We start from the raw sequence: 12,656 nt of genomic DNA, 5'->3' as shown, positions 1-12,656 counted from the left end.
TTGCTGTCCGTAGAACCATTATCTATCGGGCCAATCAGCTGGCGAAATTAAACAGTCGAAAACCTTTAATTAAATATCAGGATAAGGTCAGTAGCTTTTATGGTCAGTCGTCATCATGATACTCAGGGCCACCATAATTATCAAATCGAGACCATTGACCATTAAATGTGAGACGTACTGTCCCTATAGGCCCGTTGCGCTGTTTACCTATGATAATTTCGGCTATACCTTTCATATCGCTATTTTCGTGATAGACCTCATCACGGTAAATAAACATGATCAGGTCAGCATCCTGCTCAATGGAGCCTGACTCTCGCAAATCTGAGTTTACCGGACGTTTATCGGCACGTTGTTCAAGCGAGCGGTTTAGTTGCGATAAAGCGATTACCGGTACATTCAGCTCTTTTGCCAGTGCTTTCAGAGATCGGGAGATTTCAGCAATTTCCAGAGTTCTGTTGTCAGATAACGACGGTACACGCATCAACTGAAGGTAGTCGATCATAATGAGGCTAAGCCCACCGTGTTCGCGGGACAATCGACGCGCCCGGGAGCGAACGTCCATAGGTGTTAGGCCAGAGCTGTCATCAATGTAAATGTTCTTTTTTTCCAGCAGCAGTCCCATTGTGCCGGATAACCGGGCCCAGTCCTCGTCATCGAGCTGTCCGGTTCGGATGCTGGTCTGGTTGACGCGTGATAGCGATGCCAGTGAGCGCATCATGAGCTGTTCCGTAGGCATTTCCAGGCTGAAAATCATGACGGGCTTATCGTTTGTCAGCGATACATTCTCGCAGATGTTCATTGCAAACGTAGTTTTCCCCATTGAGGGTCTGGCAGCGATAATAATCAAATCCGAGGGCTGTAGACCGGCTGTCTTCTTGTTCACGTCCACGTAGCCGGTATCAACTCCAGTGACCCCGTCATGGGGACGCTGGAACAAGGCTTCAATCTTGGTAACGGTTCTGTCCAGAATGCTGCTGATATTTTCCGGCCCACCGCTTTTATTTCCCCTTTGCTCTGCAATCTGGAAAATCCGGCTTTCTGCAAGATCAAGCAATTCGTCACTTGTCCTACCTTCCGGGTTGTAACCGGCCTCGGTTATTTCGTTGGCAACTTTTATCATTTCCCTGATTACGGCACGTTCCCTGACGATCTGCGCGTAGGCAATTATATTTGCCGCACTGGGCGTATTTTTTGACAGTTCTGCCAGATAGGCGAAACCGCCGAGACTATCCAGCTTACCTTCTCCCTCGTTTTCGATGTGCTCAGCGAGGGTTATCAAATCAATCGGGAATTGATTCGCAACGAGCGATCTCATTGCAGAGAAAATTGAGCGATGCGGTCGAGAACTAAAATCCTGCTCACTAACGATTTCTGCCACATCATCCCATCTCTGGTTTTCAAGCATTAACCCGCCCAGCACGGACTGTTCCGCTTCTATCGATTGCGGAGGGGTTTTTAAGCTGTATTCAGCTGTTTGCTTTGTCTCACCTGTTTCGGTAAACGAGATGTCCGCCATAGTCATAAGTGGCCTCAGAGGTTCTGGAATAGCTTTTGTTTTTGTAATTGTCGTGCGCATTCCGATACCAACTCCGGGTAACTGGATGCTATTGCCTTTAGAATTGCTTCAGAGAGCTCATTCGCTTCATCAGAGCGGCCCACCAGCCTCAGCTCGGCTACTGTACCGGGGTCGCAGTTTGTCAGGTTGGCGCGGGCGTAATTGACTTTCAGCCGCGCCAGAAATTCCACCCCGGGCTTGCGCTTCACCGCGTGGACAGAAAGTGTTTTTCGGCAAAATCGACCAGCTGTACGGCGTTCGTGATGCTCCAGAGCTTTTGCTTCCAGCTCCTGCCCGGCGATAACGGTCACATAGAGGCTACTAATCAACGCCGATACATTCATGCAGCAATCCCCCGCTTATTAGCCAGCGCAACGGTATCCAGAAGTACGAAGTCATCAAGCAGGTTCAGTCCTGCGGGCGTCTTCTGATCACGCCATAGCGCATCCAGTACATCGGTGTCTGGCATTCCCGTTGGGATTAGGCTTAGAAGTTCGGATAACGTATCTACCTGTAGCATGTGGCAGATAGAAGCCAGCATTATTCCCTCTGACGCTTTATCCATAAGACCACCGATCAGAATCTGAATTTCCGGGGTCATAACAAAATGCTCATAATTGGATTTATTGAATCGGCACTGAATGAGTTTATAACCCTTGAACTCAGTAATTAACTCCTGAAGGAATACATGCAGCATATCTGGTTTTGTTTTTCTAATAGCCGCTACCTGCATTGCAATTTTTAAAATGCCATCATCAACTCTTTCGTGCGGGCATCCTGCGGAGGAATAAATACTTTTTGCCTTTTCGAGCCAATTTTGCAGCTCGATATAATTAGTCTGAATATTCAACGCGACCCCCATTGCTATCCAAAAAAGTCTATAACCCTGATATTTTAATGCGCTCCTGTCTATCATCGAAAAATTTAAGGCAGCAAAATGCGGCCATTTATATGTGCAAAAATATGAGCCGGTTTATCCGGCCCATCAGAATGAAAAGGAATTTTATGCAGGTCTGTTAAAGACCTGCTGGGAGGTTAGTACACCGGGTGCAGCTGAGTCTCTTCAGTTTCACCATTCTGCTGGTTAGCGCCATCGGTATCGGCATCAGTCGCATCGTCAGCACCGCCGTTGTTTTCAGCACTATCACCGTCGTTGTCACCATTAGCTTCAGCATCTTCTGCCTGTTTTGCTGATTCCAGTTCAGCCAGGGTAGCCATCAGAGTACGGGCCATTTCAGGAGTCAGGCGTAAGACGACTTCTTCCGGCACGGTTTCCGTAATTTCGATCTGATTTTCATGCTCACCTTCCGGCTGCGGCGGGATCTGGTCGCGCAGCTGGCTCAGGGTTGGCAACAGGCTGTCGAAGGTTTTACGGATAACTTTCGGTTTCAGGCCAGTCTTTTTCTTGGAACTCACGAATTTGGCAGTGACGCGGGTTTTCCCAGCTCCTTCTGCCTTTTTCAGGGATTCCATCAGGACTTCATACGGGTCGCGGTCAGTACCCTGACATTCGTTAATAACGTCAACGGCAACGTCACCAGATACCTTATCTTCTTTCACCAGCATCTTGATGCTGAAGTCAGCGTTTGCCAGCACGATACTGCGGCGAACGGTGACCAGAGAGACACCCAGACGCTGAGCAATCGACTCAATGGTGTGACCCCAGCCAATCAGGCGCTTGAAGCCTTCAGCGCGTTCCACCATCTTCAACTGAAGGGAGTTGGCGCTCTCGATCATGTTGTAGACTTCTTCGTCCTTGCCGCCTTCAAATTCCTCGACGGTGATTTTCTGGAAGCTCGCGCCCTCAGCAATCGCCATCATCAGGCCAGCAAAACGGTGGTGGCCATCAATGATTTTCAGGCGGGTTACGCCTTCCACTACTACTGGTTTAACGCGGATGACAGGCACTGACTGAGGACGTTCCAGATAAGCGTGTTTGAACATTACCGCACGGTCATAATTTACGTCGCGGAGGTTCAGTCCCTCTTCCACAAACAACCAGTACGGGCTCACCGCAAAGACGTTGTTACGCCCGATATCGGCTTCTTCGAACTGTTCCGTATTGCCGCTTTTACGCGCTTTGGTTACGAAATCGCTCAGTGCTCGGAGTGATGATGGCGCTTTGTCTAAGCTGCGCATCAGTACCGCAGCGCCTTCCAGATTTTCCAGGGTACGGCTTTGTTCGAAGATAGCTTTAACGTCGGTGTTCATGGTGTTTCTCCGCTTTAGTTATTGTGTCGCGAGGTTCGTTGCTTGCTGTAAATCCAGTTAAACACACACCAAACAGGTGACGAAGCGTATTTGGGGACAAAATGTCTCTTTTTTTTCGGGTACATAAAAAAGCCCTGTAATCCAGTGATTACAAGGCCTTAGCTCGTAATGATGACATCAAGATGGCGACGTTTTTCGATTTTGACCGCATTTTTCATCAAAATTGTCATCACTTCATTTAGTTTTGAACTCTCCCCTTCCTCATATGAACCCCAAGGTAGGAATGGAGTAGGACTATTGATATTGAATGCAACGCCCGTAGGGCATCGCCATGCAGTTGGCTTCTTTGAGTCAGGTTCCCATTTCACCAGGAGTATTGGCGCGTTACAGTCGATGTCATCGATGGCTGGTATAGCCTCATATAAAAACACTCCCGCATCATCCCCACTGAAGAAAGCTAGATGCTTATACGCGCTGGCAAAAGAGACTACGCCCGCGAAAAGGCCCACAACGATGAGGTTAAGGTTCGATGTTTTGTGACGGATACGTTTTTGCTTCAGGCGAACCATTGTCAGGGCTGACAAGAAGATAGCCACCAGCCCCCCGGCTCCTGCGAACCAAACGGAATTGATTTGCAGGAAGGAAATCAAATCACGATGCTCTCTCTGGTTTTCTTCAAGCATCAACGACACAAAAGTTGTTGTTACTGGCATTGATATCAGGAATATCGTGATCATCACTATTGCAAAAGTCTGTATGGAATAGCGGTCTCTATTTTCCTCTATAACAGAATTAAAGGATAACAGATAAACAAATGTAAATAATAAAATGGAAAGAAGGTACATTGGTTATGCCTTTTTTTGGGTTATCGCTGAATTCTTTTATTTAATTCTGTTCTGAAAAATGCATACAAGAACTGCCACCCATCACCATGAGCCGTTCTGAAATCTTTTTCAGGGAGTACCGGAAAACCAAATTTAAAATTATCTTTTCCAGTGTGGCGCTGGCAAAAGTGCGCAAGCTCATGTGCCACTACGCCTTTGATATGATCCAGTTGATTGATTGAATAAAATGCTCCGATGTCCTTACGCTGCTCTATATGTGCGTACTCATGGTAGCGATAGCGCGGTGTATCACTGTCAGGATAAATGGACGATGGTGAAATAGTGATTGAGCTCCTGCCGCCCCATGAATGTTTGGCACTCCAGTTGACCCGAACTTCAGGCGCAGGGCCGGTGAAACCATATGCCTGTCTATAGAGGTGCAGAAGATACCCTGAATACAGAAAAACAACTTTCTCCGCCGTCATAACGCGAGAAACGCCATAGCGAGCAACTGCCCTATCTCTGGCTGTCAGAACGGGGGTTTTTACCCGTGGGGAGAATAATTTTGTTGGGCTGAATAGCCAGACTTCTGAATCGTCATCAGGCATATCCAGTATCACCTGAATTTCTTCAGGCGACCCAACTCGTTGATGCCACCTTTCAAGATTATCGTCCACTTCATTCAGGCTGATTAAATCATCGGCATTCTCGTAGAATAACCAGATCAGCGTTCCTCGTGGGAGTGCTTTCTCAGCTGTAATATGTGAGAGGATAATTTGACGTGGTGTCATCTTATTCGCCACAGTTCCCGGATGCTTCTATCAGTTTTATTTTTGTTGCTTCTGCCGCCTGCATTTTTTGTTTCATCTTCTCAATGCTAGCGGTCACACGGCGGGCGCACCATTGATACGCTGCCTGACGTGATTCGAAAAACTCATAATCCGCGTGCAGGTAAACTGATGTGCCGTAGGAGACGGACATACGGTAACCCTTCGGCGTTTCATTGATGACTTCCCGTTCTTCTACACAGTTTTCAAACTCAGGGACATAATCCACGAATCGACGACGCAGAATGCAAAACAGCACCTTTATTTGGTTTTCATCAGTCATTTGTTATCCTCGTTATTCTTCTTATTTATCATCAACCTTTCTTAATTGTCGATGCTGAATACGGCGGAGCGGATTTCACGCTTGGCCTGCTGACGGGCGCGGTGTTTGCTTACACGAAGAGATCTATCGTATGCATTGTTTTTACGATAGCCACGCGAGCGGCACAGTGAACAAGTGCAGCCTTCTACTGAATAGAAAATCCCAAACGGTTTCATAAGTATCACCTTTAAGCTTGATAATAATGTTTATCATAGCTGGAGTTATTCAGGTGACGAATAGTTAAGGGGCGCGTTTTGCTTGGGTTTTTACACTATCGTTTATTGAGTCGATGAGGTCGGAAATAGAAAGGAGTTTTCTGCCAAAGAATAGTTTTCGTCTGGCTTCTATTTCGTAGCGGAAGGGTTCAATAATTTCATCTTCATGCATGATTACGAAACGATAGCCGTTATTAAGGAGTTTATGCAGCTTGTTTGTTTTTTTTCTTATGGGACTTAGCTTAAACATTGTTATCAACTTCTCATCATGATCACCTGAATTGTTATAACACAGTTATTTCCGACACGCTGCTGCTTTTGCTGAAGAACTCGGATTGCTTTGGGCTGGGCCAGCAGGTTGTATGCCGGGCGAACCCGGCATCGTTATCACAGGGCTTTTTCTTTTCTCTTTCGTTCTATCCCACGAAACATCGCGCATTTCCGCACAATATCCAGTGTCGGGATGCTACCACTCCCCTGCTCTTTCACGCTCATTCGCAACGTGAGCCGTAGCAACATCTTGATGTCACGTGGTGGAAGTTCTGGGTAAGTGTTTACAAGTGATCTGACCAGTTCATCAGGAATGTTCACGCCAAAGTTCTCACCCATAATCTTCCAGATCTTTTGGGCATCTGATTTCTCCGGCACATCATAGTGAATGATTGCAGCGCATCTTGGTATGATAGCCTCATCGATGTCACTACCCCGGTTGCTTGTCATGAACATCAACCCATCGAAATACTCCAGTGTACGGAGGAACTCCGCAACGATGGCATTTTGAGTCAGTGATGCTCCACGCTGCATGACAAACACATCGGCTTCGTCCAGAAGCAGGACACAGTTCCAGCGTTTAGCCCGGGTCAGAATCGTCCGCAGATTTTTCTCAATGTCATCGGCGTTGGTTCCCAGTGCGCCAGCATGAATTGAGTACAGGGGCCGTTCAATGACCTCTGCATACACTTCAGCAGTTAATGTCTTCCCAAGTCCGGGTGAGCCCACGCACATGATGATGTTACCCGCGCTTTTCCCTTCAACAATATCGCTGGTGAAAGCGCTGATATCCGTGGTCAGTATATCGAGTAAATCACGGTGGTCTTCCGGCAAAACCATCTTTTTTGGCAGTTCTTTATCATACTTGTATGGTTCTACGTTATTGGCATGTATCCAGATAAAGTCTTGCAGCGAGAGATCAAAATAACGCTGCACAGGAATTTCGGGTAAAAGGCCAAACTGGTCATCTTCAAAAAGAGGCGACTCCACTTCTGCACCGTAGGCATCGCACTCACTATCAGGCAAATCGTGTATCAGTTTATGCCCTGCTATTTCCAGATTCCGGTCGCTGTAGCTATACGATTCCATTCTGACAGCCCTGCCGGTTGCTTTAAACTGATTGCCAAATTGCCCGTCGACCACTTCCTTAAACCGCGTTAGTTGTTCCAGGTACTCTTGTTTCAGCTCATGCGTTTCATGGTAGATATCACGGTCGGCCAGTGTCTTAGCGACACTGCGCCGCGCCACCTCATTAGGCTCGAAATTCAGGGCGGTAAGCTGGGTTCCGTAAACCTTTTTGGAGTGCGAATATTCGCCGAACCCATACCAGCTGATTTGTAACAATAGTGATGGGGGACGGTCAGAGTTTTTTTCTGATTTTACTTCTTTTATTGCTGTAACAAGACCGGGGTACAGGTTGCCGTCATGACCGCGTCGGTATATCCAGCCATCAATTCGATTTGACTTCAGATACTGTAGTAACACACGACCGAATGCCGGAAAACTGCTCACAGGCTTATCGAAATCACCTTCCAGTGCAGTGATGATCGATTCAAGAGCTCGTCGATTTTTTGACTCTCCATCACCACGACATGCCTGTAAAAGTTCATTCAGATCATCCCGAGATAAACATAGCGGATCGACGGCAATCTCATCGTCAGAACTACGGTGGCTATAACGATTACGTAAAGCCTCAAATGTTGGGCTTGTGGTAGCTTTTAGTGTTTCTGTTTTTATCGTGAGTGCCATAGCCGTCCTCGTCAGTAATTTACTTTGATATGCCTTAAGTTCACATGGAAGGGGCAACTTCGAACGCATTAGGAACTCTGATCCGCGAGCCTATTTCCAGTTTAATGGTTGCCTTTACGTATTCACCCTCCTTCAGATAGGTGATGTCTTGGTTATGAAATGTTGACTTTTCATGTGTAGCCCACCATTCCATAGAGCTTGGGATTTTTAACGTTAGCCCAAGATGTTCAGTGAGATAGCATACTCCCATGTTTGAGTAGGTCTTAACGGGGTTCGGGTAGAATTGAAAGTTACCCTCTACGAGACAATCAGTACGAGGATCGATGAACGAAAGGAAAACGCTAAAAGTACCCTGACGTTTTAGCTCGGCGTAAGCCTCAAGAATCGTGAAACGCTTTAATGCGTCATTTGAAAACAGGGTTACAATTTTTTCCGAAAGCATAGCCACCTCATGAGCTGTTTTTTTCCTATTATCAACCGGTGTCTCCTCCTGACGAATAGGTTTGCGGCCAAAAAAAAACTGCACCAGGAGGTGCAGTTTCGATAATCAAGCAATGGCGAATTGTTATTTTTCGCTACTCAGTTTATCCGTAATAAATGCTTCAATTTCTGCCATGAGCTCGGTACTCATTCGGTTAAATTCAAAGCGAACTTTACGGCCCGATGCATTTTTGCTGATACGGGCGTATTTGTCCTTATTAGCAAAATTAGCCAGATCACGGGTTTCCCAACTTTTTGCAGGTGGCTTTTGATCGAGTAATTCAACCGCCTTTGTGATCTGCGCCATGACAATTTTCTGCGCTTCCGGGATGTCACTGATGTCCAGATTAGCAATTTCTTCTTTCACCCTATCAACTACATCTGCAAGAATGAAAAGGTTGCTCTCTACGTATTTCTGAAGTTTGGACAACCGGCTGTAGAAGGAGTTTGGTATACCTTCATAATCCGGGAACAGAGCTATCAACGAACCGTCAATACGCGCCGCCTGAATACGTTTAAAGACTGACACATGGCTTATGCCAAGAAAGAGGGCAAGCTCTTCATTTTTGGTGAATCCTTTTTCCTGCATTAGTTCCAGATACTGAAGCCCAACCTCTCGGTATGAGAATCGGCGTGATGTTTGTGCAGCGGTAATAATCGCCTTGATGTCCTCAGCTGATAGATCATCTGGTAGCACCCATAAAGGCAGATCTTTTTGAGCCGCAATACAGCAAAAACGTCTGCGGCTACCTTCAATAAGCAGGTACACGCCATCACGTTTAACGGCAACACCTTCAGTATCAACACCCCTTGACTCAATTTGTTGCAGGATATCTCGTACTGCGTTTGTGGTAAGCGCTTCCTGATTTCGCGGGTTCATTGGGTGAACGGCGGTCTCAGTAGCGACATTTTCAGCTGCTACAGTGACGTGCTCAGCTTCAAGTTTTCGCCCGTTATGAAGGGTAAAGAGTTTCTTAATGCGAGGGGGACTCTTAAGGTTAGCTAACCCGGAACGGTGGCCTACATCGGTTCGCTTTGGCGTATTTAGATAACGCGATTTATCGTTTCCGATATGCTGTTCATCACTCATGCGTTAACTCCTTCCTTCGCTGAAAAACTCTTTATCTCATTAATAAACTGTTGATATACGGACATTACGGATTCTTCGGCAATATCCAGCTGCTTTGGTGAACATAACTCTTCAGATTTCTTAATATCGAGAACCGACCTACCCCGTGACGCAGCTGCTTTGAATGCTTCAGAGTTTTTGATATTGGTTGCCATAAACAGGTCTTGAACGGTTCGAATTAACTTATCGAGGACTATTTTTTCGTATGGGCTTTTATCATCGACGTTAACGGCCAGTACTTTAAACCATTTAATATTTTCACCTTTATTGGGAGACTGACGGAATCGCTCACTGATCGTCAGCATAAAATCAGTTGTGGATGCATAGTCGTATTCTCGCGGAGAAACTGCGACAAGAATACCGTCAGCGGCCTCATCAGCGGCCCAGATAATTGGCGAGTCTTCTGGAGGGGTATCGAAGATAATAAGGTCATACTTAGCTTTCAGGACTGGCATTATCACTTCTTTGAATCGTAGCAACAACTGAGTGCGCTCTTCTTTACTGCACTGCCAGTATTTATCTTTGAATCTCGCATCGGTTGGGAACGCAGTAATTACATCAAGATTTGGCAGATGGGTTGAGAACGGCATATTCTCAATGATTTCAGCCTCAGAGTAACCCATGTCGAGGTATTTTTTATATTCAGAACCTTCTTCATACACGCCCAGGATTGCGTCGATTGCAGTCAGGAATACGTCGTCTTCAGATACGCTTTGAATCATACCGCTACCAATAGAGCCTTGCGGATCCCATTCAATTACTAAAACTCTGGCATTCAACTGGAGATCAAGTGCTGCTGCTACAGCCAGAGCCACTGAGGTCGTGCTTTTTCCTGTCCCACCTTTATGATTCTGAACAATGATTGTTCGGCTCTGGTAGTAATCTCTATAGCGCGGATAACCCAGGGCATCCATAATATTCTGGACATCCCAGCGGGTATAAAGGTGGTTTTTGTTCTGATAAATAGGTTGACCCACCAGCCTTTTTTCTTCGAGATCAGCGAGAATTTTATTGAAGGTAACTCGAGATTTTCCAAAGAAGTCGGAGAGATTTTTTTTATTCAGGCAGTGGTTATAGATAAGGCGATCTACCCCCTCCACACTGTCATCTGATACAGATACCCGGGAAGAAGCCAGTAACGATTCTTTCAATGAAATTTGTTCGGACTTCATGCGTTGCCCGACAAGGGCAATTTTATCTATTAGATTCATTCTCGTCATACCCTCAAACCTGAATTATGAATTTAAACGCATATGCGTATACTTTACGTATAATGCGTAAAATGACGCTCTATGCGTATAATTGTAACGGCAATCAGATTGAGACGCTAACATTCTATTTTGTTTTTTCTTCATTTTGCGATCTCGAAATGCAGTTCAATGACACATCATCTTTCTCTTCTGGCGATTAAGGGGGTTAAGTAATCCACGGGGCGGGCAGAACCCGGAGAGACTGACTGGCGATTAAGGGGGTTAAGTAACCCACGGGTCGGGCAGAACCCGGAGATGCTGGCTGGCGATTAAGGGGGTTAAGTGACCCACGGTACGGGCAGAAACCGGAGAGGCTGGCTGGCGATTAAGGGGGTTAAGTGACCCACTGTACGGGCAGAAACCGGAGAGGCTGGCTGGCGATTAAGGGGGTTAAGTGACCCACGGTACGGGCAGAACCCGGAGAGGCTGACTGGCGATTAAGGGTGTTAAGTAATCCACGGGTCGGGCAGAACCCGGAGATGCTGGCTGGCGATTAAGGGGGTTAAGTGACTTAGCGCTGGAGGATACGCCCTGCAACTATTGGTAAATGAATGACAAGGTTTCCCGTAAGACCCATCAAATAAAAAAGCCTCTGAAGTAGAGGCTCTTGGGTATTCGATATAGTTAGGCTAATTCGTCCGGGTCGTTGATGGCACTAACGAAGAACTCCGTGCGGTAATCATTCCCCCATCCCAACCAGACAGAAGGTGAACCCTCCTTTGCCAACGAACGGTCACCCGTCATGCTGTCCGCTTGGACAGGAACTGTCACGCATTCTTTAATAGTATCGGCCTCGGCAACCAGTCCAGTACTCTGGGTTTCAAATCCGGCAATTACGACAACAGCATCAGGGTCGTGTAGCTGAAGCTGGGCGATAAGCTCTTTAACTTTCATAGTGATCCTCTGCGCTAGAATTATCCAATTCTACCACGCTTGATGGTCAGGCGTATAAGTGCTTACTGTACAGCTCGAAAGCTTCATCATGTTCCAAATCGTCCAGGATAACGATATCAGGGCCATGTTCTTTTTTGATTTGTGCGATGTATGAAGCGTATTGAGCCTGGCTTTTGTAGCCCACTGTCCAAAGTCTACCTTCGCGTAAGACGCAGATTTTCTTGCGGTAAACCTTCTTGAAACTTGATTTAGTTTTCCGGTTACGCTCCTCGTCACTGACAAGCTGGTCGATTACTTCAATCAGGTTTGAGTCTATGAGAAATGGCTTGCCATTGTGTTCGCCAAGGCAGATTGGCAGAAGACCCTTCGCATATGATTCGGCCTGGCGGAACAGCTCTTTTTTTCCTGGTTCGAACAGTACGCGAGTTTCGCCACCATGCCCATCATTATCAGCTGTACCTATGCTCAGCCCGTCGAAGAGGACAGTAGCGTTAAAGCAGACTGTTTCCTGGCTCATGCCAGTATAGATTTTGAGGCCTTTCAATTTGATTCTTGTCTGAGTGTTCATTGTGTGTTCCCCGCTTTCTAATTGTGATTCTATTTTCAATCACCTTGAGCAGGTGACGAAGTGATACGGAGAAATAATTGTTGGGTCGCCTGATAGCCGGGCTGGTGGCAGCCGCAACCCTTAGTCAGTACTTCGGGATCGTAGTTCCGAAAAGCCACAACAGTCTCCACAGCGTTTTGGGGGTGTTAACCCCCATACGCTTTGAGACTTTGCCCTAGCGGGCCGCGAATTCGCCTAATCGCCCCGTGAGGGCTCTATTCGAATTTACATGCCGTGCCTGCTTCGCTTGAGAGCGAAGCTTTTGGACGGCGATTGCCCGCGTGGCGGGCAGACATTTTTACGTGCGCATTGCGCACGATTTT

The 12,656-nt window shown here is 46.7% G+C and carries 15 protein-coding genes; all 15 read right to left on the bottom strand.

The annotated features are described in order from the left end of the window. Positions 1-103: 103 nt before the first annotated feature. Positions 104-1,516 (bottom strand): replicative DNA helicase, encoded by a 1,413-nt coding sequence (gene dnaB, locus HV318_RS23850; protein ID WP_007372321.1) that lies wholly within the window; start codon positions 1,514-1,516, stop codon positions 104-106. Between the two features lie 14 nt (positions 1,517-1,530). Beyond that, the gene (locus tag HV318_RS23845; protein WP_007372320.1) at positions 1,531-1,899 is read right to left on the bottom strand and encodes a hypothetical protein; all 369 of its coding nucleotides are present in this window, start codon (positions 1,897-1,899) and stop codon (positions 1,531-1,533) included. Beyond that, the gene (locus HV318_RS23840; RefSeq protein WP_223307977.1) at positions 1,896-2,405 is read right to left on the bottom strand and encodes a hypothetical protein; all 510 of its coding nucleotides are present in this window, start codon (positions 2,403-2,405) and stop codon (positions 1,896-1,898) included. Before HV318_RS23840 ends, HV318_RS23845 begins: the two co-directional genes overlap by 4 nt. A 185-nt stretch (positions 2,406-2,590) precedes the next feature. Beyond that, positions 2,591-3,766, bottom strand: a complete 1,176-nt coding sequence (locus tag HV318_RS23835; RefSeq protein WP_007372318.1) for a ParB/RepB/Spo0J family partition protein — start codon at positions 3,764-3,766, stop codon at positions 2,591-2,593. 158 nt (positions 3,767-3,924) lie between these two features. Beyond that, entirely contained in the window at positions 3,925-4,611 is a 687-nt protein-coding gene (locus HV318_RS23830) for a hypothetical protein (protein ID WP_016241554.1), read from the bottom strand. 20 nt (positions 4,612-4,631) lie between these two features. Beyond that, a complete protein-coding gene (locus HV318_RS23825) occupies positions 4,632-5,381 on the bottom strand; it encodes a hypothetical protein (protein ID WP_045269635.1) in 750 nt (249 codons plus the stop codon). A 1-nt stretch (position 5,382) separates the two neighbouring features. Next, a complete protein-coding gene (locus HV318_RS23820; RefSeq protein ID WP_007372316.1) occupies positions 5,383-5,700 on the bottom strand; it encodes a hypothetical protein in 318 nt (105 codons plus the stop codon). A gap of 41 nt (positions 5,701-5,741) precedes the next feature. Next, entirely contained in the window at positions 5,742-5,915 is a 174-nt protein-coding gene (locus HV318_RS23815; RefSeq protein ID WP_009653096.1) for a hypothetical protein, read from the bottom strand. A 64-nt stretch (positions 5,916-5,979) separates the two neighbouring features. Next, positions 5,980-6,204, bottom strand: a complete 225-nt coding sequence (locus HV318_RS23810) for a hypothetical protein (RefSeq protein ID WP_009653090.1) — start codon at positions 6,202-6,204, stop codon at positions 5,980-5,982. A 137-nt stretch (positions 6,205-6,341) separates the two neighbouring features. After that, positions 6,342-7,973 carry an AAA family ATPase gene (locus HV318_RS23805; protein WP_224771500.1) on the bottom strand — a complete coding sequence of 544 codons (1,632 nt, stop codon included), beginning with the start codon at positions 7,971-7,973 and terminating at the stop codon, positions 6,342-6,344. A gap of 40 nt (positions 7,974-8,013) precedes the next feature. After that, entirely contained in the window at positions 8,014-8,499 is a 486-nt protein-coding gene (locus HV318_RS23800; RefSeq protein ID WP_172745723.1) for a hypothetical protein, read from the bottom strand. Between the two features lie 39 nt (positions 8,500-8,538). Next, positions 8,539-9,543, bottom strand: a complete 1,005-nt coding sequence (locus tag HV318_RS23795) for a ParB family protein (protein ID WP_007372313.1) — start codon at positions 9,541-9,543, stop codon at positions 8,539-8,541. Continuing rightward, positions 9,540-10,793 (bottom strand): ParA family protein, encoded by a 1,254-nt coding sequence (locus HV318_RS23790; protein WP_007372312.1) that lies wholly within the window; start codon positions 10,791-10,793, stop codon positions 9,540-9,542. Before HV318_RS23790 ends, HV318_RS23795 begins: the two co-directional genes overlap by 4 nt. A 663-nt stretch (positions 10,794-11,456) precedes the next feature. Then, on the bottom strand, positions 11,457-11,726 hold the full coding sequence (locus HV318_RS23785) for a hypothetical protein (protein WP_008786584.1): 270 nt from the start codon (positions 11,724-11,726) through the stop codon (positions 11,457-11,459). Positions 11,727-11,772: 46 nt separating this feature from the next. Next, positions 11,773-12,294, bottom strand: a complete 522-nt coding sequence (locus HV318_RS23780; RefSeq protein WP_007372310.1) for a hypothetical protein — start codon at positions 12,292-12,294, stop codon at positions 11,773-11,775. Positions 12,295-12,656: the final 362 nt, after the last annotated feature.

This window comes from Enterobacter sp. RHBSTW-00901 (genome assembly GCF_014103115.1).
In the GTDB taxonomy this organism is placed as follows: Bacteria; Pseudomonadota; Gammaproteobacteria; order Enterobacterales; family Enterobacteriaceae; genus Enterobacter; species Enterobacter cloacae_P.
Note: the sequence above shows the minus strand (reverse complement) of the source record. Positions and strands in the feature narration are given on the sequence as shown.

Coding starts and splice junctions, on each gene's coding strand:
- HV318_RS23790 (WP_007372312.1), bottom strand. CDS start 10,793: ATGAATCTAATAGATAAAATTGCCCTTGTCGGGCAACGCATGAAGTCC.
- HV318_RS23845 (WP_007372320.1), bottom strand. CDS start 1,899: ATGAATGTATCGGCGTTGATTAGTAGCCTCTATGTGACCGTTATCGCC.
- dnaB (WP_007372321.1), bottom strand. CDS start 1,516: ATGGCGGACATCTCGTTTACCGAAACAGGTGAGACAAAGCAAACAGCT.
- HV318_RS23810 (WP_009653090.1), bottom strand. CDS start 6,204: ATGTTTAAGCTAAGTCCCATAAGAAAAAAAACAAACAAGCTGCATAAA.
- HV318_RS23835 (WP_007372318.1), bottom strand. CDS start 3,766: ATGAACACCGACGTTAAAGCTATCTTCGAACAAAGCCGTACCCTGGAA.
- HV318_RS23785 (WP_008786584.1), bottom strand. CDS start 11,726: ATGAAAGTTAAAGAGCTTATCGCCCAGCTTCAGCTACACGACCCTGAT.
- HV318_RS23815 (WP_009653096.1), bottom strand. CDS start 5,915: ATGAAACCGTTTGGGATTTTCTATTCAGTAGAAGGCTGCACTTGTTCA.
- HV318_RS23795 (WP_007372313.1), bottom strand. CDS start 9,543: ATGAGTGATGAACAGCATATCGGAAACGATAAATCGCGTTATCTAAAT.
- HV318_RS23820 (WP_007372316.1), bottom strand. CDS start 5,700: ATGACTGATGAAAACCAAATAAAGGTGCTGTTTTGCATTCTGCGTCGT.
- HV318_RS23825 (WP_045269635.1), bottom strand. CDS start 5,381: ATGACACCACGTCAAATTATCCTCTCACATATTACAGCTGAGAAAGCA.
- HV318_RS23805 (WP_224771500.1), bottom strand. CDS start 7,973: ATGGCACTCACGATAAAAACAGAAACACTAAAAGCTACCACAAGCCCA.
- HV318_RS23830 (WP_016241554.1), bottom strand. CDS start 4,611: ATGTACCTTCTTTCCATTTTATTATTTACATTTGTTTATCTGTTATCC.
- HV318_RS23780 (WP_007372310.1), bottom strand. CDS start 12,294: ATGAACACTCAGACAAGAATCAAATTGAAAGGCCTCAAAATCTATACT.